At 76.6% G+C, this 24,803-nt stretch carries 1 protein-coding gene; it reads left to right on the top strand.

From position 1 onward, the window contains the following. Window positions 1-167 precede the first annotated feature (167 nt). Window positions 168-24,803 (top strand): non-ribosomal peptide synthase/polyketide synthase, encoded by a 24,636-nt coding sequence (locus tag AMIR_RS17950; protein WP_015802379.1) that lies wholly within the window; start codon window positions 168-170, stop codon window positions 24,801-24,803.

Raw genomic sequence — 24,803 nt, 5'->3', positions numbered from 1 at the left:
ACGGCCCCGAGGCCGACCGCCTCCGCCCCGGAACCTCCGCACCAGGTGGGTCCACCAGGGGCCACGCGGGTCCGCGCGGTCCCCACCACGGGTCCGGGCGGGTCGGGTGGTGGTCGCCGACCCAGTCCTCCCACACGCTCCCCCGCGAACACCCGGAAGGTTCCGCCATGTCCCGGCCCGATGGCGCCGTCGTCCCCCTCACCACGGCACAGCGCGAGATCTGGTTCGCCGAGCAGCGCGCCGGCGGCCCGATCCCGTCCTACCGGATCGGGGAGTGCCTGGAGATCCACGGCGCGGTCGACCCGGTGGTGTTCGAGCGGGCGCTGCGCCTGGTCGTGGACGCGGCGGACGTGCTGCACGTCCGGGTGGTCGAGGGCCCGGACGGCCCGGTGCAGGTCGAGCGCCGCGACCGGGACTGGGAGCTGACCACCCTGGACCTCTCCGCCGAGCCCGACCCGCGCGCGGCGGCGCTCGACTGGTCCCGCCGCCACCTGCAGCGCCCGATCGACCTCGCCCACGACCGGCTGTTCGCGTACGCCCTGATCAAGCTCTCCGACGAGAACTTCGTGTGGTACCAGGGCTACCACCACCTCGTCACCGACGGCTTCGGCTACCGGCTGCTCAGCAGGCGCGTCGGCGAGGCCTGCGCCGCGCTCGCCGAGGGCCTGCCGTCCGAGCCGGTCGTCGCCCCGCTGCGCGAGGTCGTGGCGCACGACCTGGCCTACCGGTCCTCGGGCCGCGCCGCCGAGGACCGCGCGCACTGGACGAGCCACCTGGCGGCCCCGCCGGACCTCACGACACCGGCGGGCGACCCGAGGGCCGTGGTCCGCTCGGTCGACCTCGGCGACGTGGCCGGCCTGGCGGACGTGGGCAGGCGGTCCGGCGTCACCTGGACACGGGCGCTCGTCGCCGCCACCGCCCTGTACGCGCACCGCCTCACCGGCGAGCGGGACGTCGTGCTCGGTCTCGTCGTGTCCGGCCGCCCCAGGGGCGACGCCCTGCTCGCGGACTCGATCGCCGTGGCGGCCAACGTGGTCCCGCTGCGCCTGGCGGTGCGCCCGGACACCCGCTGGGGCGACCTGGTCGCCAACACCAGGCGGGAGATGACCGCCGCACTGCCCCACCAGCGCTACCGCTACGAGGACCTGCACCGAGACCTGGGCGTGGACGCCCTGTTCCACGCGGTCGTCAACATCATGCCCTTCCGCCCGGCGGCGGGCTTCGCGGGCCACCCGGTCACCGCGCACGCCCTGTCCACCAGCCTCGGCCCCACCCTGAGCCTCCTGGCCTGGGACGACGGAAAGCCGTGCGTGGAGGTCCACGCGACGGCCGACGCCCCCGTCGAACACCGCGCCGAGGCCCACCGCGCCCGCCTGGCCGCACTGGTGGCCAACCTCGTCCCGATCACCCCGGACACCCCGATCGGCCGAGTGAGCCTCACCCCCACCGCCTTCGCGCTGCCGTCCCAACCCGGCCCCGCGACGGTGACCCCCACCGGCCTCGTCGTACCGGGCCCCGCAGCGCCACCGCCCGCCGAGTCCGCCACGACACCCCCTGCCGACACGACACCCCCTGCCGACACGACAACCCCTGCCGCCACGACAACCCCTGCCGAGCTGTTCGCCGAACAGGTCGCGACGACACCGGACGCGGTCGCCGTCGTGCACGGCGACACCACCCTGACCTACGCCGAACTCGACGTGCGCGCCGAACGGCTCAGCCGCGCCCTGCACGCGCACGGCATCGGGGCAGAGCACTTCGTCGCACTGGCCATGCCCAGGTCGGCCGACCTGGCGACCGCACTGCTGGCCGTCCTCAAGCGCGGCGCGGCCTGCGCCCCGCTCGACCCAGCCCAACCACCCGCCCGGATCGCCGACCTGCTCGCTGACATCCGCCCGGCCCTGGTGCTCACCGACGCCACCACCGCACGCGACCTCGCAGGCGTGCTGCCCACGAACTCCTCGCTCGTGGCCGACCTCCTGGCCGAGCCCGAGCCCGAGCCCGAGCCCGCACCCGAGCCCGCACCCGAGCCGGTGCCCGCACCCATGCCTGTGCCCGAGTCCGAGTCCGCTGCCCAGGGAAGCGCCAAGCAGCCCCGGAACGAGGCCACCAGCCCGGAGGAGCGCACTCACGCCGGAACCGGCGCCGTCGCCCTGAGGCAGCAGACCTTCACCGTCCCCGCCGCCCGCCGCCACAACGCCGCCGCCACCTCACGCGACACCACCTCCCCAACTCCCACCTCACGCGAGACCACCCCGCCCGCCCCCACCTCACGCGAGACCAGCTCCCTCGCGCCCACCTCCCTCCCCGCCGACCCACGTCATGCCGCCTACGCGCTGCACACCTCGGGTTCCACCGGTCGCCCCAAGGGCGTCGTGATCACCCACGGCGCCCTCGCGAACCTCCTCGTCCACCACCGGGCCACCCTCTTCGCCACGTCCGCGCGCCCGCTGCGGGTCGCCTGGAGCACGTCGACGTCCTTCGACGCCACCTGGGACCAGCTCGCGTGCCTGTTCGCCGGGCACGAGCTGCACGTGGTCGACCACACGACCTGGACCGACCCCGCCGCCTGCGTCGCGCACGTCGCCGCCCAGCGGCTCGACTTCGTCGAGTCCGCGCCGTCCTACCTGCGCGTCCTGGTGGCGAAGGGTCTGCTGGACGACCCCGAGCGGCGGCCCTCGGTGGTGGTCGCGGGTGGTGAGGCGGTGCCCGAGGAGCTGTGGCGCAGGTTGCGCGCGGTCGACGGGGTGCGCGCGGTCAACCACTACGGCCCCACCGAGTGCGCCGTCGACGCCACCACCGCGGACCTCGCCGACTCGGCCAGGCCGGTCATCGGGCGGCCGATCGGGCACGTGCGGGCGCTCGTGCTCGACAGCGCCCTCCAGCCCTCGCCCCCCGGCGTGCCGGGGGAGCTGTACCTCGCGGGCGCGGGTGTGGGACGCGGCTACCTCGGACAGTCGGCCCTGACCGCAGAGCGCTTCGTCGCCGACCCGTTCGGCGTTCCCGGCCAGCGCATGTACCGAACCGGCGACCTCGTGCGGCGCACCGGCACCGGCGATGTGGAGCACCTCGGCCGCGCCGACGACCAGGTCAAGGTGCGCGGCTTCCGGGTCGAACCGGGCGAGATCGAGGCGCGCCTGCTCGAACACCCCGGCGTCGCACGGGCCGCCGTGGTCGTCCGCCACCGCGGCGGCGCCAACCACCTCGCCGCCTACCTGGTGCACGCGGACACAGCGCAGGGCACTGCAGCACCGGACACCCCTGCGTCCAACACCCCTGCAATGCCCAACACCGCCGCCACGCCCAACACCGCCGCCACGCCCAACACCGCCGCCACGCCCGGCACCGCCGCGCTGAGCGCCCCCGCGCCTGGCCTCACCGCTGCCGGTACCGCCGCCTCCGACGCCGTGCCCGACCCCGCAGCCCTGCGGGCCCACCTGCGTGAGCGCCTCCCCGAGCACATGATCCCCTCGGTGTTCGTCGTGCTCGACGCGCTTCCCCTCACCACCAGCGGCAAGCTCGATCGCAGGGCCCTGCCCGACGTCGGCGCCGAGGTCAGCGAAGGGCGTCCGCCCCGCAACGAGCGGGAGCGGGTGCTGTGCGGGTTGTTCGGCGAGGTGCTCGGGGTCGCGGCGGTCGCGGCCGATGCCGACTTCTTCGCGCTCGGGGGGCACTCGTTGCTCGCCGTTCGGCTGGTCGCCGCCGTGCGGGCCTCGCTCGGGGTCGAGCTCGGGCTCGCCGACCTGTTCGACGCGCCGACGCCCGAGGCGCTCGCCCTGCGCGTCGACGCCGCCGCGCCGGCCCGCGCCCCGCTGCGGCCCCGGCCCCGGCCGGAGCGGGTGCCGCTCTCGCCCGCGCAGCGCCGGTTGTGGTTCCTGCACCAGGTCGAAGGCGCGGGCGCCACCTACAACATCCCCCTGGCGCTGCGGCTCACCGGCGTGCTCGACCGGGACGCGCTCCGCGCCGCACTCGGCGACGTGGTCGCCAGGCACGAGAGCCTGCGCACGGTCTTCCCGCTCGTCGACGGCGAACCCGTGCAGCACGTGCTGCCCCCGGCCCCGCTGCCGCTGCCGGTCACCGCCACCACCGCCGACGCCCTCCCCGACCTGCTCGCCGCCTCCGCCCGCCACGGGTTCGACCTCGCCTCGGACGTCCCGCTGCACGCCGAGCTGTTCACCACCGGCCCCGAGGAGCACGCGCTGCTGCTCGTGGCGCACCACATCGCCTCCGACGGCTGGTCGATGGGAGCGCTCTCCCGCGACGTCGCCACCGCCTACGCCGCCAGGCTGCGCGGCGCGGCCCCGGACTGGGCGCCGCTGCCGGTGCAGTACGCCGACCACGCGCTGTGGCAGGCCGAGGCCGCCGGTGACGAGGCCGACCCGGACAGCCGGGCCGCGCGGGGGCTCGCGTTCTGGCGGCGCGCCCTCGCCGGGCTGCCCGAGGTGCTCGACCTGCCCGCCGACCGGCCCCGCCCCACCACGACCAGCCACCTCGGCGGCGTCGTGCCGGTCGTGCTGCCCGCCGACCTGCACCGGGGCCTGCGCGCCGTGGCGCTCGACCGGGGCGCGAGCCTGTTCCTGGTGCTCCAGGCCGCGCTCGCCGCCCTGCTGGACAAGCTCGGCGCGGGCCGGGACATCCCGATCGGCACCCCGGTCGCGGGCCGCTCCGACACCGCCGCCGACGACCTCGTCGGGTTCTTCGTCAACACCCTCGTGCTGCGCGCCGACACCTCCGGCGACCCGACGTTCACCGAGCTGCTCGACCGGGTGCGCGAGACCGCGCTGGCCGCCTACGAGCACCAGGACGTGCCGTTCGAGCGCCTGGTGGAGGCGCTCAACCCGACCCGCTCCCTCGCGCACAACCCGCTCTACCAGACCCTCCTCGCCCTCCAGCACGACCCGCTGGGCCCGTTCGACCCGCCCGGCCTGACCGGCGTCGCCGAGCTGGTGCACACCGGCACCGCCAAGTGCGACCTGAGCCTGATCCTCACCGAGACCACCACCGCCGACGGCGCGCCCTCGGGCGTCACCGGCAGCGCCGAGTACAGCGCCGACCTGTTCGACCCGGACACCGCCGAGCTGCTCGTGCGCCGCTGGCTCGACCTGCTGCGCCAGGTCGTCGCCGACCCCGGCAGGCGGCTGAGCGCGTTCGACGTGCGCACCGCCGCCGAACGCGCCACCACCCCGCCGGTCACCCACCGCCCGCGCGGCGCGCTGCACACCCTGTTCGAGGCGCGCGCCGACCGCGCCCCGGACGCCGTCGCCGTCACCTGCGACGGCGAGTCCCTGACCTACGCGGAGCTGGACGCCCGCGCGAACCGGTTGGCGCGCCTGCTGATCGAGCGCGGCGCCGGACCGGAGCGGCTGGTCGCCCTGTCGCTGCCGCGCTCGCTCGACCTGGTCGTCGCGGTGCTCGCCGTGCTCAAGTCCGGCGCGGCGTACCTGCCGGTCGACCCCGGCTACCCGGCCGCCCGCGTGGCGTTCCTGCTCGACGACGCCCGCCCCGCCCTGCTGGTCACCGCGGGCGCGAGCGCCCAGGAGCACGCGCTCGACCTGGACGCCGTCGACTGGGCCGCGCTCGACCCCACCCGCCCCGCCGTCGCCGTCCACCCGGAGTGCGCGGCGTACGTGATCTACACGTCCGGCTCCACCGGCAACCCCAAGGGCGTCGTCGTCCCGCACGCCAACGTCGTGCGCCTGTTCGACGCCACCGACCACTGGTTCGGCTTCGACGAGCACGACGTGTGGACCCTGTTCCACTCCTACGCCTTCGACTTCTCCGTCTGGGAGCTGTGGGGCCCGCTGCTGCACGGCGGCAGGCTCGTCGTCGTCCCGCACGAGACCAGCCGCTCGCCCGAGCGCTTCCTGGAACTCCTGGAGCGCGAGCGCGTCACCGTGCTCAACCAGACCCCGTCCGCGTTCCACCAGCTCGACCGGGCCGAGCGGGAGCGCCCCACCGCCCTGGACGCCCTGCGCCACGTGGTGTTCGGCGGCGAGGCGCTCGACCTGCCCCGCCTGGCCGGCTGGTACTCCCGGCACGCCGACGACGCTCCCGCGCTGGTCAACATGTACGGCATCACCGAGACCACGGTGCACGTCACGCACACCGCGCTCGACCGCTCCCGCGCCGTCCCCGGCGCGCCCAGCGACATCGGCGCGGCCATCCCCGACCTGCGCGCCCACGTCCTGGACGCCCGGCTCAAGCCCGTCCCGACCGGTGTCACCGGCGAGCTGCACATCTCCGGCGCCGGCCTCGCGCGCGGCTACCTGAACCGGCCGGGCCTGACCGCGTCCCGGTTCGTCGCCGACCCGTTCGGCGAGCCGGGCCAGCGGATGTACCGCACCGGGGACCTCGCCCGCCGCAACCGCCACGGCGCGCTGGAGTTCCTGGGCCGCGCCGACCACCAGGTGAAGGTGCGCGGCTTCCGCATCGAGCTGGGCGAGATCGAGGCCGCGCTCGCCGAGCACCCCGAGGTCGCGCAGGCCGCCGTCGTCGCCAGGCAGGACCGCGCCGACGACACCCGGCTCGTCGCCTACACCGTCGCTGTCGCCGGCGCCCACCCGCGCCCCGACGCCCTGCGCGCCCACCTCGCGCAGCGGCTGCCCGCGCACATGGTGCCCGCCGCGTTCGTGCCGCTCGACGCGATCCCGCTGACCGGCAACGGCAAGCTCGACCGCAAGGCCCTTCCCGAGCCCGAGGCCGCCCTCGTCGGCGGGCGCGCCGCCCGCACCCCGCAGGAGCAGCTGCTGTGCGAGCTGTTCGGCGAGGTCCTGGGCGTGGCGGGCGTCGGCGTGGACGACGGGTTCTTCGACCTGGGCGGCCACTCGCTGCTCGCCACCCGGCTCGTGTCGCGGGTGCGCGCCACCCTCGGCGTGGAGCTGGAGCTGCGCACCCTGTTCGAGAGCCCCACCCCGGCGGGGCTGGCGGCCGTGCTCGGCGGCGCGGGCCGGGCCAGGCTCGCGCTGACCCCGCAGGAGCGCGGCGAGCGCGTGCCGCTGTCGTTCTCCCAGCGCAGGCTGTGGTTCCTGCACCAGCTGGAGGGCGCGAGCGCGAACTACAACATCCCGCTGGCCTGGCGGCTCACCGGCGCGCTGGACCTGCCCGCGCTCGAGGCCGCGCTCGCCGACGTGCTGGCCAGGCACGAGAGCCTGCGCACCCTGTTCCCCGACACCGGCGGAGCCACCCACCAGCTCGTGCTCGACGCGCCCCCGCGCCCGCGCGTGCCGGTGTCGCCCGTGGCCGAGTGCGACCTGGCCGCCACCGCGACCGCCGCCGCGACCAGGGGTTTCGACCTGGAGACCGAGCTGCCGCTGCGCGCCCAGGTGTTCGCCCTCGCGCCCGACGAGCACGTGCTGCTGCTGGTGGTGCACCACATCGCCGGTGACGGCTGGTCCCTCGGCCCGCTGGCCCGCGACCTGGCCACCGCCTACACCGCACGCCTGCGCGGCCACGCCCCCGACTTCGCGCCGCTGCCCGTGCAGTACGCGGACTACGCGCTGTGGCAGCACCGGCTGCTGGGCGACCACACCGACCCGACCAGCTCCTCCGCCCGCCAGGCCGCGCACTGGACCAGTGCGCTCGCCGGGCTGCCCGAGGTGCTCCAGCTCCCCACCGACCGGCCGCGCCCCCCGATCGCCTCGCACCGGGGCGGGTTCGTCGAGATCGACCTGCCCGGCGAGCTGCACCGCGCCCTGCGCGACCTGGCGGGCCGGGACGGCGCGAGCCTGTTCATGGTGCTCCAGGCCGGGCTCGCCGCCCTGCTCACCCGGCTCGGCGCGGGCCACGACGTCCCCGTCGGCACGCTCATCGCCGGGCGCACCGACCAGGCGCTCGACCACCTCGTCGGCTACTTCGTCAACACCCTCGTGCTGCGCGCCGACACCTCCGGCGACCCGAGCTTCACCGAGCTGCTCGGCCGGGTGCGGGAGCGCGCGCTGGCCGCGTACGCGCACCAGGACGTGCCGTTCGAGCACCTGGTGGAGGTGCTCAACCCGCCGCGCTCGCTCGCGCACCACCCGCTGTTCCAGGTCATGCTCGTGCTCCAGAACGCGCCGCGCGCCGACTTCGCCCCGGACGGGCTGACCGCGTCCCCGCTGTCGATCACGACCACCACGTCCAAGCTCGACCTGATCTTCTCGGTGACCGAGCGGCACGACGCCGACGGCGCGCCCGCCGGGCTCGGCGGGTTCGTGGAGTACTCCAGCGACCTGTACGACCGGTCCACCGTCGAGGAGCTCGTCGCCCGCTGGGCCCGGCTGCTCGCCGCCGTGACCGCCGACCCGGCCCGCCCGATCGGCCGGGTCGACCTGCTCACCGCGACCGAGCGGTGTGAGCTGCCGCGCCGACCCGAACCGGTGGCCGCGCCCAGGGCCGCGCTGCACGAGCTGTTCGCCGCGCGGGCCGCGCTCGTGCCCGACGCTGTCGCCGTCACCTCGGACGGGGCCGAGCCGACCTGCCGCGAGCTGACCTACCGCGAGCTGGAGGAGCGCGCGAACCGGCTGGCGCACCTGCTGGCCGCGCGCGGGGCCGGACCGGAGCGGCTGGTCGCGCTGGTGCTGCCGCGCTCGCTCGACCTGGTCGTCGCGGTGCTCGCCGTGCTCAAGACCGGGGCCGCCTACCTGCCGATCGACCCGGACTACCCGGCCGCGCGCGTCGCGGCCACCCTCGCCGACGCCGCGCCCGTGCTGCTGGTGGGGGAGGGCGGGCTCGACCTCGCCGCCGAGCGCACCGCCGAGCTGCTGGCCGCCGCGCCCACCACCGCGCCCCCGGCGCGCGTCGACCCGGCCTGCGCGGCGTACGTGATCTACACGTCCGGCTCCACCGGCACGCCCAAGGGCGTCGTCGTGCCGCACGCCAACGTGGTGCGGCTGTTCGAGGCCACCGACCACCTGTTCGCGTTCGGCGAGCGGGACGTGTGGACCCTGTTCCACTCCTACGCCTTCGACTTCTCGGTGTGGGAGCTGTGGGGCGCCCTGCTGCACGGCGGCAGGCTCGTCGTGGTGCCGCACGGCACCAGCCGCTCGCCCGAGCGCTTCCTGGAGCTGCTGGAGCGCGAGCGGGTCACCGTGCTCAACCAGACCCCGTCCGCGTTCCACCAGCTCGACCGGGCCGAACGGGAGCGCCCGACCGCGCTGGACGCGCTGCGGTACGTGGTGTTCGGCGGCGAGGCACTGGAGCCCACCCGGCTGGCGGGCTGGTACTCCCGGCACGCCGACGACGCTCCCGCGCTGGTCAACATGTACGGCATCACCGAGACCACGGTGCACGTCACCCACCTGCCGCTGGACCGCGCGCGGGCCGCCGACCCCGGCAGCGCCATCGGCGCCCCCGTCCCGGACCTGGGCGCGTACGTGCTCGACCACGCGCTCTCGCCCGTGCCGCGAGGTGTGGTGGGGGAGCTGTACGTGCCGGGCGCGGGGCTCGCGCGCGGCTACCTGAACCGGCCGGGTCTGACCGCGTCCCGGTTCGTCGCCGACCCGTTCGGCGAGCCGGGCCAGCGGATGTACCGCACCGGCGACCTCGCCCGGTGGCGCGCGGACGGCGGCCTGGAGTACGCGGGCCGCGCCGACGACCAGGTGAAGGTGCGCGGCTTCCGCATCGAGCTGGGCGAGATCGAGGCCGCCCTCGGCGCGCACCCGGACGTCGCGCAGGCCGCCGTCACCGCCCGCCGCGAGGGCGCCGACGACACCCGGCTGGTCGCCTACACCGTGCCCGCCGCCGGGAGCGAGCACGACCCCGAGCGCCTGCGGGCGCACCTGGCCGACCGGCTGCCCCGGCACATGGTGCCCTCGGTGTTCGTCGCGCTCGACGCGATCCCGCTGACCGGCAACGGCAAGCTCGACCGCAAGGCCCTGCCCGCGCCGTCCCCCGCCCCGACCCGCCGCAGCCGCCCCGCCCGCACCCCTCGGGAGCGGGTGCTGTGCGAGCTGTTCACCGAGGTGCTGGGCGTGGCCGAGGTCGGCGCGGACGACGACTTCTTCGCGCTCGGCGGCCACTCGCTGCTCGCCACCCGGCTGGTGTCGCGGGTGCGCTCCGCGCTCGGCGTCGAGCTCGACCTGCGCGCCCTGTTCGGCTCCCCGACGGTCGCCGGGCTCGCCGCCGTGCTCGACGACGCCGACCGGGCCCGCCCCGCCGTGACCAGCGCGCCCAGGCCGAACGTGGTGCCGCTGTCGTCCGCGCAGCGCAGGCTGTGGTTCCTGCACCAGCTCGAAGGCCCCTCCGCCACCTACAACATCCCGCTGGCCTGGCGGCTCACCGGCGAGCTGGACCGGGCCGCGCTCGAAGCCGCCCTCGGCGACCTGGTCACCCGGCACGAGGTGCTGCGCACGGTCTACCCGGCGCACGGCGACGTTCCCCACCAGGTCGTGCTCGACCCGTTCCGCCCCGACCTGCCGGTGCGCGCGGTGGACGCCGACCTGCCCGCCCTGCTGACCGCCTCGGCGGCGCGCGGCTTCGACCTCGTCGCGCGCCCGCCGCTGCGCGCCGAGCTGTTCGCGCTCGCCCCCACCGAGCACGTGCTGCTGCTGGTGGTGCACCACATCGCCGGTGACGGCTGGTCCCTCGGCCCGCTGGCCCGCGACCTGGCCACCGCCTACACCGCACGCCTGCGCGGCGGCGAACCGGACTGGGCGCCGCTGCCGGTGCAGTACGCGGACTACGCGCTGTGGCAGGAGGACCTGCTCGGCGACCCCGCCGACGAGCGCAGCGCCGCCGCCCGCCAGACCGCGCACTGGACCCGCGCGCTCGCCGGCCTGCCCGAGCGGCTGGCCCTGCCCACCGACCGGCCGCGCCCCGCCACCGCCTCCTACCGGGGCGGACGCCTGCCCGTCGAGCTGGGCCCCGAGCTGCACCGGGGGCTGGTCGAGCTGGGCCGCGAGCACGGCGCGAGCCTGTTCATGGTGCTCCAGACCGGGCTCGCCGCCCTGCTCAGCCGGATGGGCGCGGGCCACGACGTCCCGGTCGGCACGCTCATCGCGGGCCGCACCGACGAGGCCCTCGACGACCTCGTCGGGTTCTTCGTCAACACGCTCGTGCTGCGCACCGACACCTCCGGCGACCCGAGCTTCACCGCGCTGCTGGGGCGGGTGCGGGAGAGCGCGCTGACCGCGTACGCCAACCAGGACCTGCCGTTCGACCGGGTCGTGGAGGCGGTCAACCCGGCCAGGTCCCTGTCCCACCAGCCGCTGTTCCAGGTGATGCTGGCGCTGCAGAACGTGCCCCGCTCCGGCCTCGCACTGCCGGGCCTGGCCACCGAGGTCGTGCCGGTGCACCCGGCCACCGCGATGTTCGACCTGTCCGTCACGCTGCTGGAGCGCGACGGCGACGGGGGCCTGCACGGCTGGGTCGAGTACGCCGCCGACCTGTTCGACGAGGCCACCGTCCGGTCGCTGACCACCCGCTGGACGCGGCTGCTGGAGACCGCGCTCGCCGACCCGGCCCGCCCGCTGGGGCGGATCGACGTGCTCACCGACGCCGAGCGCCGCCTGCTGCTCGTCGAGCGCAACCGCACCGCCCACCACGACCCGGTCACCAGCCTGCCCGCGCTGTTCGCCGAGCAGGTCCGCCGCACCCCGGACACCACCGCGGTGGTCTTCGGCGAGGTCGAGCTGACCTACGCCGAGCTGGACGCGCGGTCCGACGCGCTCGCCCACGTCCTCGTCGGGCGCGGGGCCGGGCCCGAGCGGGTCGTGGCGCTGCGGCTGCCCAGGGGCGTCGAGCAGCTCGTCGCGCTCCTGGCGGTGCTCAAGTCCGGAGCGGCCTACCTGCCGGTCGACCCGGACTACCCGGCGGCGCGGGTCGAGTTCATGCTCGCCGACGCCCGGCCGGTGCTGGTCCTGGACGACCCGGCCGACGTCCGCGCCCACTGGCACGCCACCGACCGGCACGACACCGCCGCCCCGCTCGGGACCGGGCACGACCCGAGGCACCCGGCGTACGTCATCTACACCTCCGGCTCCACCGGCACGCCCAAGGCCGTCGTGATGCCCTCCGGCGCGCTGGTCAACCTGCTGCGCTGGCACCACCGCGCCCTCGGCGGCGAGGTCGGCGCGCGGGTCGCCCAGTTCACCTCCACCAGCTTCGACGTGTCCGCGCAGGAGATCCTGTCCGCGCTGCTGTTCGGCAAGACCCTGGTCGCCCCGGACGAGGAGCAGCGGCGCAGCGCCGAGCTGCTCGTCGACTGGCTCGACCGGCACCGCGTCGAGGAGCTGTACGCGCCGGACCTGGTCCTCGAAGCCGTGGCGGAGGCGGCGAACGAGCGCGGCCGGGACCTGCCCGCGCTGCGCCTGCTCGCCCAGGCCGGTGAGGCGATGCGGCTGGGCGGCGCGCTGCGCCAGTTCCAGCGGCGCGTGCCGGGACGGTCGCTGCACAACCACTACGGGCCCGCCGAGACGCACGTGGTGACCGCGTTCCCGCTGCCCGCGGACCTGTCCGCGTGCCCGCTGCCGGTGCCGATCGGGCGTCCGGTGGCGAACACGGCGGTGTACGTGCTCGACGCCGCGCTGCGGCCCGTCCCGCCCGGCGTGCCGGGTGAGCTGTACCTGGCGGGCGCGGGGCTGGCGCGCGGTTACCTGAACCGGCCGGGGCTGACCTCGGCGCGGTTCGTGGCCGACCCGTTCGGCGGGCCGGGCTCGCGGATGTACCGCACGGGCGATGTGGCCCGGTGGCGCGCCGACGGCGAGCTGGAGTTCGGCGGCCGTGCGGACGACCAGGTGAAGGTGCGCGGCTTCCGGGTGGAGCCGGGCGAGGTGGAGGCCGTGCTCGCCGGGCATCCCGAGGTGGCCAGGGCCGTCGTGCTCGCCCGCTCCGACGCGCCCGGCGGGGCCCGGCTGGTCGGGTACGCCGTGCCCGCGCCCGGCCGCGCGCCGACCGCCCGCGCCCTGCGCGCGCACCTGGCCGACCTGCTGCCCGACCACCTCGTGCCGTCCTCGGTCGTGCTGCTCGACGCGATCCCCCTGACCCCCAACGGGAAGCTTGACCGGGCCGCGCTGCCCGCCCCCGGAACCGACGAGCCGGAGGCCGCCCGACGCCCGCGCACCCCGCGCGAGGAGATCCTCCGCGAGCTGTTCGCCGAGGTCCTCGGGCTGCCCGAGGTGGGCGTCGACGAGGACTTCTTCGCGCTCGGCGGGCACTCGCTGCTCGCCACCCGGCTGCTGTCGCGGGTGCGCGCCACCCTCGGCGCGGAACCGGGGCTGCGCGCCCTGTTCGAGGCCCCCACGGCCGCCGGGCTCGCCACCCGGCTGTCCGGCGGGGGCGTCCGCGCCCCGCTGACCGCCCGGCCGCGCCCGGCCCTGGTGCCGCTCTCGCCCGCGCAGCGCAGGCTGTGGTTCCTGGAGCAGGTCGACGAGGCGTCCGGGGCCTACCACCTGCCGCTCGCGCTGCGGCTGACCGGGCCGCTGGACCGGGAGGCGCTGCGGTCCGCGCTGGACGACGTGGCCGCGCGGCACGAGAGCCTGCGCACGGTCTTCCCCGACCGGGACGGCGTGCCCGCGCAGGCCGTGCTGGACGGGGTGCGGGTGCCGTGGGCCGTCGTGGACGCCACCGGGGCCGACCTGCCGCCGCTGCTGCGGGCCTGCGCGGTGCGCGAGTTCGTGCTGGCGGTGGAGCAGCCGGTCCGGGCCGCGCTGTTCGTGACCGGGCCGGACGAGCACGTGCTGCTGGTGGTGCTGCACCACATCGCGGCGGACGGGTGGTCCATGGGGCCGCTCTCCCGCGACCTGGCCACCGCCTACGCGGCCCGCTGCCGGGGCGAGGCCCCGGCGTGGGCGCCGCTGCCGGTGCAGTACGCGGACTACGCGCTGTGGCAGCGGGACCTGCTCGGCGACGAGGGCGACGAGGGCGGCGAGTTCGCCCGCCAGGTCGCGCACTGGCGGACCCGGCTCGCCGGGCTGCCCGAGCTGATCACCCTGCCCACCGACCGGCCGCGCCCGGCCAGGGCCAGCCACCGGGGCGAGCACCTCGCCGTCGAGCTGGACGCCGGGCTGCACGCCCGGCTCGCCGACCTGGCCCGCGCGTCCGGCGCGACGCTGTTCATGGTGCTCCAGGCCGGGCTCGCCGGGCTGCTCACCAAGCTCGGCGCGGGTGAGGACGTCGTCATCGGCAGCCCGATCGCCGGGCGCACCGACGAGGCCCTGGACGACCTCGTGGGGTTCTTCGTCAACACCCTGGTGCTGCGTACCGACACCTCCGGCGACCCGAGCTTCACGGAGCTGGTCGCTCGGGTGCGGGAGGGCGCGCTGGAGGCGTACGCGAACCAGGACGTGCCGTTCGAGCACCTGGTGGAGGTGCTCAACCCGGCCCGGTCCCTGTCGCACCACCCGCTGCTCCAGGTCGTGCTCGCCGTCCAGAACGCCCCGACCGGCGACTTCGCCCTGCCGGGCCTGGCGGTCGCCGGCGTGCCGGTGCCCACCGGCACCTCCCGGCTCGACCTCGCCATCAGCCTCACCGAGCGGCGCGCCGAGGACGGCTCGCCGGGCGGTCTGGTCGGCGCGGTCGAGTACAGCACCGACCTGTTCGACCGGGGCACCGTCGAGCTGCTGCTCGCCCGCTGGACCCGGCTGCTCACCGCCGTCACCGCCGACCCCCGGCTGCCGCTGCGCGCCGTCGACCTGCTCGGCGGGCCGGAGCACCGGGCGCTGGCCGACCGCAACAACACCACGCAGCCGGTGGCGGGCGAGCACTTCGCCGCCCTGTTCCGGGCCGTCGCCGACCGCGCGCCCGGCGCGACCGCCGTCGTCGGGGCGGACGAGACGCTGACGTACGCGGAGCTGGACGCGCGGGCCAACCGGTTCGCGCACGCCCTCGTCGCGCGCGGCACGGGTCCCGAGGACGTGGTCGCGCTGCGGCTGCCGCGCTCGGTCGAGCTGGTCGTGGCGGTGCTGGGCGTGCTCAAGGCGGGCGCGGCGTACCTGCCGGTCGACCCGGCCTACCCGGCGGCGCGCATCGAGCTGATGCTCGCCGACGCGCGGTGCGCGCTGGTCGTGGACTCGCCGGACGTGGTCAACGACCCGGCGGGCGCCCTGCTCGCGGGTGTCGCGCAGGCTGCCACCGATCCGGTGGTGCTGCCCGACACCGACCCGGTGGTGCTGCCCGACACCGATCCGCGGGTGCTCGTCCGGCCGGAGAACCCGGCGTACGTCATCTACACCTCCGGCTCCACCGGTCGTCCCAAGGGCGTGGTGGTCACCCACGGCGGCGTGCCCAGCCTCGTCGCCACCCAGGTCGAGCGGCTCGCGCTCGCCCCTGACAGCCGGGTGCTCCAGCTCGCGTCGCCGAGCTTCGACGCCGCCTTCTGGGACCTGTGCGCCACCCTGCTCACCGGGGCCGCGCTGGTGCTCGCGCCGGTCGACGACCCGCTGTCCGCGCTGACCGGCGCGGACGTCACCCACGCGACCCTGCCGCCCTCGGCGCTGGCCTCGGTGGACGGCGAGGTCCGCGCGACCACGCTGGTCGTCGCGGGGGAGGCGTGCCCGCCGGAGCTGGTGGCCCGCTGGGCTCCGGGGCGGCGGATGGTCAACGCGTACGGGCCGACCGAGACCACGGTCTGCGCGACCGCCAGCGGCCCGCTCACCCCGTCCGCCGACGCGCCGACGATCGGGCTGCCGATCGCCAACGCCCGCGTGCACGTGCTGGACGCCGCGCTGCGGCTGGTGCCGGACGGGGTCGTGGGGGAGCTGTACGTGTCCGGGCCCGGCCTGGCGCGCGGGTACCTGGGCCGTCCGGGGCTGACCTCGGAGCGGTTCGTGGCCGACCCGTTCGGCGCGCCAGGCTCGCGGATGTACCGCACCGGCGACCTCGCCCGGTGGCGGCGCGACGGGCTGGAGTTCGTCGGGCGCGCGGACGAGCAGGTCAAGGTGCGCGGGTTCCGGGTCGAGCTCGGCGAGGTCGAGTCCGCGCTCGCCGCGCACCCCTCGGTGGCGCGGGTGGCCGCGACCGTCCGGCGGGACCGGCTCGTCGCCTGCGCCGTCCCCGCCGGGGACCGGCTGGACGTGGCGGAGCTGGACCGGTTCCTGCGGGTCCTGCTGCCCGAGCACCTGGTGCCGTCCGCGATCGTCACCGTCACCGACCTGCCGCTGTCGCCCAACGGCAAGCTCGACCGGGACGCGCTGCCCGACCCGGTCGCGAAGGCGACCGGCAGGGCCCCGCGCACCCCGCGCGAGCAGGTGCTCACCGGGCTGTTCGCCGAGGTGCTCGGACTGCCCGAGGTGGGCGTGGCCGACGACTTCTTCGACCTGGGCGGGCACTCGCTGCTCGCCACCCGGCTGATCGCCCGCGTCCGCACCGCCCTCGGCGTCGAGGTGCCGCTGCGCGAGCTGTTCACCTCGCCCACCCCGGCCGCGCTCGCCGCCCTGCTCGACGGCCCGGAGCTCGACGGCCGCCGGTTCGAGGGCTCCGGGCTCGACGGTTCCGGCCGGGCGCGTCCCGCGTTGACCGCCCGCCCCCGGCCCGAGCCGGTGCCGCTGTCGTTCGCGCAGCGGCGGCTGTGGTTCCTGGACCGGGTGGAAGGGCCGTCGGCCACCTACAACATCCCCGTGGCGCTGCGGCTGTCCGGCGCGCTGGACCGGGACGCGCTGCGGGCCGCGCTGGACGACGTGGTGGCCAGGCACGAGAGCCTGCGCACGGTCTTCCCCGAGGTCGACGGCGTCCCGGTGCAGCGGGTGCTGCCCGAGGCCCGCGTCGCGCTCGACGTGACCCGCGTGACCGGCGGGCTGCCAGGCGAGCTGGCGCGGGTGGCGCGGGCGCCGTTCGACCTGGCCGCCGGGCTGCCGCTGCGGGCCGCGCTGCTCGTGCTCGGGCCCGACGAGCACGTGCTGCTGCTCGTGGTGCACCACATCGCCGGTGACGGCTGGTCGACCGGGCCGCTCTCGCGCGACCTGGCCACCGCCTACGCGGCCCGCCGCCGCGGCGAGGCCCCGGCGTGGGCCCCGCTCCCGGCGCAGTACGCGGACTACGCGCTGTGGCAGCGCGAGCTCCTCGGCTCCACCGACGACCCGCGCAGCGCGTTCAGCAGGCAGCTCGCCCACTGGGCCGACGCGCTGGCCGGGCTGCCCGAGCGGATCGCCCTGCCGACCGACCGGCCGCACCCCGCCGTGGCGAGCCACCGGGGCGCGCAGGTCCCGCTCGACCTCGACGCCGGGCTGCACGCGCGGCTGGTCGAGCTGGGCCGCCGCACCGGGGCCAGCCTGTTCATGCTCGCCCACGCCTCCCTGGCCGTCCTGTTCAGCGGGCTCGGCGCGGGCGAGGACATCGCGATCGGCAGCCCCATCGCCGGGCGCACCGACGAGGCGCTCGACGACCTCGTCGGGTTCTTCGTCAACACCCTCGTCCTGCGCACCGACACCTCCGGCGACCCGACCTTCACCGAGCTGGTCGCGCGGGTGCGGGAGCGCGCGCTGTCCGCGTATGCCAACCAGGACGTGCCGTTCGAGCACCTCGTGGAGGCGCTCAACCCGACCCGGTCGCTCTCGCACCACCCGCTGTTCCAGGTCATGCTCGCGGTGCAGAACATCCCGATGGGCGACTTCGACCTGCCCGGTCTGGGCGTCGAGCCCGTGCCCGCGCCCACCGGCACCGCCAAGTTCGACCTCGGGTTCAGCCTGGTCGAGCGGTTCGACGCGGACGGCGCGCCCGCCGGGATCGTCGGGTACGTCGAGCACGCCACCGACCTGTACGACGGGGCCACCGCCACCACCCTGGTGCGGCGGTGGGTCCGGCTGCTGGACGCGGTGTCGGCCGCGTCCGACCTGCCGATCCGGCGGGTGGACCTGCTCTCGGCCGACGAGCGCCGCGCCCTGCTCACCGGGCCCGCGGTCGTCGGGGTCGAGACGCGCACCCTGACCGGGGTGTTCGACGAGGTGGTCCGCGCCCACCCGGACGCGGTCGCCGTCGAGCTGGACGGGACCGCGCTCACCTACGCGGCGCTGGACGCGTGGGCCGACCGGTTCGCGGGCGACCTCGTCGCGCGCGGGATCGGGGCCGAGGACCTGGTCGCGCTGGAGCTGCCGCGCTCGCTGGAGCTGGTGGTCGCGGTGCTGGGCGTGCTCAAGGCGGGCGCGGCGTACCTGCCGGTCGACCCGGCCTACCCGGCGGCCCGCAAGGCGGCCATGGTCGGCGACGCGCGGCCCGCGCTGGTCGTGGACCGGACCGGCCCGGTCGTGGACGCCGGGGGCGCCGCGCCTGTTGGTGGGCCTGCCGCGGGGAACGCCGCGTACGTCATCCACACCTCCGGCTCCACCGGGCGACCCAAGGGGGTCGTGGTCACCCACGCGAGCGTGGTGCGGCTGGTCGACGCGCAGGTCGAGCGGTTCGCGATCGGCGCCGGTGACCGGGTGCTCCAGTTCGCCTCGCCCAGCTTCGACGCCTCGGTGTCGGAGCTGTTCACCGCGCTGCTCACCGGGGCCACCGCCGTGCTCACCGCCGACCCGGTCGGCGCGCTCGCCCACGCGGGGGTCACGCACGCGACCGTGCCGCCCTCGGTGCTCGCCGCCGTGCCGGAGATCAGCGCGACCACGCTGGTCGTCGCCGGGGAGGCGTGCTCGCCGGAGCTGGTGGCGCGCTGGGCTCCGGGACGGCGGATGATCAACGCCTACGGGCCGACCGAGACCACCGTCTGCGCGACCATGAGCCTGCCGCTCAGCCCTGGGAGCGGCGTGCCGACGATCGGGCGCGCGGCGCCGCACGCGGCGGTGCGCGTGCTGGACGGCGGGTTGCGGCTGGTGCCGCCGGGTGTGGTGGGGGAGCTGTACGTCGCCGGGTCCGGGGTGGCGCGCGGGTACCTGGGCCGTCCGGGGCTGACCTCGGAGCGGTTCGTGGCCGACCCGTTCGGGGAGCCCGGCTCGCGGATGTACCGCACGGGCGACCTGGTGCGGTGGCGGGCGGACGGGCTGGAGTTCGTCGGGCGCGCGGACGAGCAGGTCAAGGTGCGCGGGTTCCGGGTCGAGCCGGGCGAGGTGCAGGCCGCGATCGCCGGGCACCCCGACGTGGCCGCCTGCGCGGTCGTGGCCAGGCGGGACCAGGCCGACGACACCCGGCTCGTCGCCTACCTCGTGCCCCGCGCGGGCGGCGAGCGCGACACCGCCGCCGAGCGCGACCACGTCGGGCAGTGGCGGGAGATCTACGACGCGCTCGACTACCGGTCCGGGGACGTCCCGCTCGGCGCGGACTTCACCGGCTGGAACAGCGCGTACGACGGCACGCCGATCCCCGAGGGGCAGATGCGGGAGTGGCGCGACGAGACCGTGGCGCGCATCCGCGACCTGCGGCCCCGGCGGGTGCTGGAGGTCGGCGTGGGCACCGGTCTGCTGCTGGCCGAGCTGGCTCCGCACTGCGAGACCTACTGGGCCACCGACCTGTCGGCGGCGGCCGTGGACGCGCTGTCCGCGCGCGTCGCGCTCGACCCGGCGCTCGCCGACCGGGTGGTGCTGCGGGCCCAGCCCGCGCACGACACCACGGGGCTGCCGGAGGGGCTGTTCGACACCATCGTGATCAACTCGGTGGTGCAGTACTTCCCCGGCGGGGGCTACCTCGCCGACGTGCTGCGGGGTCTGCTGGGGCTGCTCGCGCCCGGTGGCGCGCTGTTCGTCGGCGACGTGCGCAACCCCCGCACCCAGCGCGCCCTCGCCGCCGCCGCGCACCACGCCGGGGGTGGCGACCCGGCGGGGACGCGGCGCGCGGTCGAGCGGGCGGTGCTGGCGGAGGAGGAGCTGCTGGTCGACCCGGACTTCTTCACCGCGCTGCGCGGCGAGGCGGCCGGGATCGGCGCGGTCGTGGTGGAGGTGAAGCGCGGGCGCGCCCACAACGAGCTGACCCGCCACCGCTACGACGCGACCCTGCGCCGCACCCCGCTGCGCACCGAGCCGATCCAGGTGGCCGAGCTCGGGTGGCGGGACGCGCGCGGGCTCGACGGCCTGCGCGCCCTGCTCGCGGCCGGGCTGCCGGTGCGGGTCACCGGGGTGCCGAACGCCCGGCTCACCGCCGAGACCGCGCTGGTCGAGGCGGCGTTCGCGGGTGGTCCGGAGAGTGCCGGGCTGGCCGGGACGGCGTTCGCGGGCAGCGCGACCGGGGACGGGGTGGCCTGCGCGCTGCCCGCGGGTGGCGCGGCGGGCGCGGAGACCGCCGCCGGGCCGGGGAACAGCAGGCTGGGCGGCGCCGCGCGGGGAACGGGGCCCGCGGCCGGGGGCGCGACCGCGTCGAGCTGGTTCGGGGTGGACGAGTCCGAGCTGGCCGTCGACCCCGAGGAGCTGCACGCCCTCGCGGCGGCGCACGGGGTGCGGGCCTGGGTCACCTGGGGGGACGCCGCCGGGGTCGTGGACGTGGTCTTCGCCGATCCGGCCGCGCTCGTCGAGCCGTACCGGGGCGGTGCGGTTCGGCCGTTCGGCGAGCTGACCACCACGCCTGCCGGGCGCGGGACCGGGGGGCTCGTCGCCGACGTGCGGGCCCACCTGGTCGAGCGGTTGCCGGAGCACCTGGTGCCCTCGGCGTTCGTGGTGCTCGACGCGCTGCCGCTGACGCCGGTCGGCAAGCTCGACCGGGCCGCCCTTCCCGCGCCCGACGCGGGCGCCCGGCCCGGTCGCTCGCCGCGCACCCCGCGCGAGGAGCTGCTGTGCGGGCTGTTCGCCGAGGTGCTCGGGCTCGACCGCGTCGGCGTGGACGACGACTTCTTCGACCTGGGCGGGCACTCGCTGCTCGCCACCCGGCTCGTGTCGCGGGTGCGGGCGGTGCTGGCCGTGGAGCTGGACGTGCGCGCGCTGTTCGAGACGCCCACCCCCGAGGGGCTCGCGGCGCGGCTCGACGCGGCCGGGGCGGCGCGGCCCGCGCTCGTCCCGGTCGAGCGGCCCGAGCGGGTGCCGCTGTCGTTCGCGCAGCGGCGGCTGTGGTTCCTGCACCAGGTCGACGGGCCCTCCGCCACCTACACCATGCCCTTGGCCCTGCGGCTCACCGGCACGCTCGACCGGGAGGCGCTGCGGAACGCGCTGGGCGACGTGCTGGCCAGGCACGAGAGCCTGCGCACGGTCTTCCGCGACGAGGGCGGGGTCCCGCACCAGCACGTGCTCGACCCCGCCCCGCCACCGCTGCTCGTGCACCCGGCCGGCGCGGGCTCGCTGCTCGACTCGGCCCGGCGCGGGTTCGACCTCGCCGAGCAGCCACCCATCCGGATCGAGCTGTTCGAGACCGGGCCCGCCGAGCACGTGCTGCTCATCGTGGTGCACCACATCGCGGCGGACGGCTGGTCCATGGGGCCGCTCTCCCGCGACCTGGCCACCGCCTACGCGGCCCGCTGCCGGGGCGAGGCCCCGGCGTGGGCACCGCTGCCGGTGCAGTACGCGGACTACGCGCTGTGGCAGCGGGACCTGCTCGGCGAGCCCACGGCGCCGGACAGCCGCTTCGCCGAGCAGCTCGCCTACTGGACCGGGGCGCTCGCGGGTCTGCCCGAGTGCGTCGAGCTGCCCACCGACCGGCCGCGCCCCGCGGTCGCCTCGCACCGGGGCGACGTGCTGCCGGTCGAGCTGCCCGCCCGGCTGCACCGCGCGGTGCGCGACCTGGCCGCCGCGCAGGGCGCCAGCGTGTTCATGGTGCTCCAGGCCGGGCTCGCCGCCCTGCTCACCAAGCTCGGCGCGGGCGAGGACGTCGTGATCGGCAGCCCCATCGCCGGGCGCACGGACGAGGCCCTGGACGAGCTGGTCGGGTTCTTCGTCAACACGCTCGTGCTGCGCACGGACACCTCCGGCAACCCGAGCTTCACCCGCCTGCTCGGGCGGGTCAGGGAGAACGCGCTCGCCGCCTACGCCAACCAGGACGTGCCGTTCGAGTACCTGGTGGAGGCGGTCAACCCGGCCCGCTCGCTCGCGCACCACCCGCTGTTCCAGGTGGTCCTCGGCCTGCAGAACGCGCCGTCCGGCGACTTCGCCCTGCCGGGGCTGGAGATCGGCCACGAGTCCGCGCCCACCGGCACCGCCAGGGCCGACCTGACGATCAGCCTCGCCGAGCGGCTCCGCCCGGACGGCGAGCCGGACGGCCTGGTCGGGGCGGTCGAGTACGCGACCGACCTGTTCGACCGGGACACCGTCGCGGCTCTGGTCGACCGCTTCGCGCGGCTGCTCGACGCCGTCACCGCCGACCCGGACGTCCCGTTCCAGCGCGCCGACCTGCTGGGCCCGGCCGAGCGGGACCGGCTGCTGGAACTGGGCGGCGCGCCCGTCGAACCGCCCGCCGGGGACCTGGCCGGGCTGTTCGCCGAGCAGGCCCGGCGCACCCCGGACGCGGTCGCGGTCGTCCACGGCGACGCCGAGCTGACCTACGCCGAGCTGGACGCCCGCGCCGACCGGCTCGCCGCCGCGCTGGCCGGGCGGGGCGTGGAGCGCGAGACGCGGGTGGCGGTGCTGCTGGAGCGCTCGCCCGAGCTGGTCGTGGCGCTGCTGGCGGTGCTCAAGGCGGGCGGGGCGTACGTGCCGCTCGACCCGCGCTACCCGGCCGCCCGCGTGCAGCTGATCCTGCGGGGCAGCGGCGCGACGACCGTGCTCACCCCGGAGGTCCTCGCCGAGCTGGAGAGCGCCGCGCCGGAGACCGCCGCCCTGGGCGTCCCCGAGGGCGTGGGGCACCCCGAGCAGCTCGCGTACGTCATGTACACGTCCGGGTCGACCGGCACGCCCAAGGGCGTCGGCGTCACCCACCGGGACGTCGTGGAGCTGGCGCTCGACCCGGTGTGGCGGGGCGGGGCGCACGAGCGGGTGCTGCTGCACGCGCCCGTCGCGTTCGACCTGTCCACCTACGAGCTGTGGGTGCCGCTGCTGTCCGGCGGGTGCGTCGTCGTCACCCCGCCCGGCGAGTTCGACCCGGCCGTGCTGCACGAGGTGATCACCCGGCAGCGGGTCACCGCGCTGGTGCTGCCGTACTCGCTGCTCAGCCTGCTCGTCGACGAGCGGCCCGGGACGTTCGCCCACGTGCGCGAGCTGATCACCGCCGGCGAGGCGGTGGCGCCCGGCGCGGTCACCGAGGTGCTGCGGGCCTGCCCCGGCGTCACGGTGGTCAACGCCTACGGGCCGACCGAGACCACGGTGTACTCCACCCACCACCGGGTGACCACGACGCCGAACCCGGCGCGGCCGGTGCCGATCGGCGGGCCCACGCGCGGCACGTGCCTGCGGGTGCTGGACCGGGGGTTGCGACTCGTGCCACCGGGTGTGGTGGGCGAGCTGCACATCGCGGGCTCCGGCCTGGCCAGGGGGTACGTGGGCGCGCCCGGTCGCACCGCCGAGCGGTTCGTGGCCGACCCGTTCGGCGCGCCCGGTTCCCGGATGTACCGCACCGGTGACCTGGTGCGGCGGCTGCCCGGCGGGGAGCTGGAGTTCGTCGGGCGCGCGGACGGGCAGGTGAAGCTGCGCGGGTTCCGGATCGAGTTGGGCGAGGTGGAGACCGCGCTGGAGCGGCTGCCCGAGGTGGCCCGCGCGACCGTCGTGGTGCGCGAGGACCGGCCGGGGCACCCCTGCCTGGTCGCGTACCTGGTGCCCGCGCCCGGCGCGGTGGTCGACCCCGGCGCGCTGGTGGAGCCGTTGCGCGGGCAGGTGCCGGAGTACGCGGCGCCGTCGGCGTTCGTGGTGCTCGACGCGCTGCCGCTGACCCCGAACGGCAAGCTCGACCGGGCCGCGCTGCCCGCGCCGGAGCTGCCGGTGCGGGGTGAGGGGCTGATGCCGAGGACCCCGCACGAGCAGCTGCTGTGCGAGCTGTTCGCCGGGGTGCTGGGGCGCGAGCGGGTGCACGTGGACGAGGGCTTCTTCGAGCTGGGCGGGCACTCGCTGCTGGCCGCGCGGCTGGTGGCGATGGTGCGCGACGTGCTCGGGGTTCCGCTGGGCCTGCGCACGCTGTTCGAGTCCCCGACGCCCGCCGCGCTGGCCGCGCACCTGGACGTGGGCGACCCGGACAACGCGCTGGACGTGCTGCTGCCGCTGCGCGCGGCCGGGACCGGGGCGCCGCTGTTCTGCGTGCACCCCGGCGGCGGGATCAGCTGGTGCTACAGCGGGCTGCTCAGCCACCTGCCGTCCGACCAGCCGGTGTACGCGCTCCAGGCGCGCGGGCTGGGGCGGGTGGAGCCGCTGCCCTCGTCGTACGAGGAGATGGCCCGTGACTACGCCGACCAGATCCGCAAGATCCAGCCGAGCGGGCCGTACCGGCTGCTCGGGTGGTCGGCGGGCGGGCTGATCGCGCACGCGGTGGCGTGCGAGCTGCAGGAGGCGGGGGAGCGCACGGAGCTGCTGGCGATCCTCGACGCCTACCCGGTGGTCGACGTCGAGTTCTTCGAGCGCTCGCCGGTCCCGTCCGAGCGGGACGTGCTCGTCGGCATCCTCGACTGCGCGCCCGACGAGGTGGACGAGGGTCCGATGAGCCGGGACGACGTGGTGCGGGTGCTGCGGGAGCGGGGGAGCGCGCTCGCGGGGCTGGACGAGCGGCAGGTGGCGGCCGTGGTCGAGATCATGATCAACAACGGTCAGCTCGCGCTGGAGCACTGGCCGGGGCTCTTCGAGGGCGACCTGCTGCTGTTCAACTCCACCGTCGACCGGGGCGGCGACACCGCGACCCCGGACCACTGGCGGCCCTACGTCACCGGGCGCGTCCACTCGCACGACATCAGCGCCCGGCACGACGACATGACCCGACCGGGGTCGCTGGCCCAGATCGGGCCCGTCGTGGCGGCGGCGCTCGACGCCGTGGCCGGGGGACGGGCCATCGGGGCCGGGGCCGGGGCCGGGGCCGGGGCCGCAGGCCAGGCGGCCGACGGCCGTGACGTCACCGATCGCGACGTCACCGACTAG

Origin of the sequence: Actinosynnema mirum DSM 43827, assembly GCF_000023245.1 — a bacterium.
In the GTDB taxonomy this organism is placed as follows: domain Bacteria; phylum Actinomycetota; class Actinomycetes; order Mycobacteriales; family Pseudonocardiaceae; genus Actinosynnema; species Actinosynnema mirum.
This window is presented reverse-complemented; position numbering and strand designations above follow the sequence as displayed.